1 protein-coding gene is annotated in these 668 nt (G+C 65.3%); it reads left to right on the plus strand.

Features of this window, described 5'->3' with window-relative positions; genetic code table 11:
• On the plus strand, positions 1 to 478 hold a 478-nt coding region (gene ahbB, locus LQT98_RS23865; RefSeq protein ID WP_456237141.1), incomplete at its 5' end, for a siroheme decarboxylase subunit beta.
• Positions 479 to 668: the final 190 nt, after the last annotated feature.

Consider the following 668-nt stretch of genomic DNA (forward strand, 5'->3'; position numbering starts at 1 on the left):
CGAACCGGCCGCGCTGAGCGCGGACGACCGGCTGCTGATCCGCGCCACCCAGGCCGGCCTGCCGCTGTGCCCGCGGCCCTACCACGACATTGCGCGACAACTGGGCTGGACCGAGGCCGAAGTGACGGCCAAGCTGGCGCGCTGGCTGGAGCAGGGCGTGGTGCGCCGCATCGGCGCGGTGCCCAACCATTACGCCATCGGCTACCGCGCCAACGGCATGGCGGTGTTCGACGTGGCCGACGAACACGTGGACGCGCTGGGCGCGCAACTGGGCGGCCTGGACGCGGTCAGCCACTGCTACCGCCGTCCGCGCCAGCCGGGCTGGCCGTACAATCTGTTCGCCATGCTGCACGGCAGCGAGCGGCCGGCGGTGCTGGCCGCGGTGGACGACGCGCGCGCCTTGCTGGGCGAGGCTTGCCGTAGCCACGAGGTGCTGTTTTCCAGCCGGATTTTGAAGAAAACGGGCTTGAGGTTGTGAGGACCGGTTCAAGGTCTCGACGGGTAAGAATGAGGCAAGGCCTTATAGCTGAAGAAGCGGAATGATCAAGAGCTTATGAGTATTTTGCAGCGAGTGCTCATCGTGCAATATGCCTATTGAAGCGCAACTAATATTGAACGACTTACCTGGTTTAGGCGCGGCAGGCTCCTTCCCGCATCTGGCCTTCCGC

Origin of the sequence: Chromobacterium aquaticum (assembly GCF_021129195.1) — a bacterium.
Classification (GTDB): domain Bacteria; phylum Pseudomonadota; class Gammaproteobacteria; order Burkholderiales; family Chromobacteriaceae; genus Chromobacterium; species Chromobacterium aquaticum.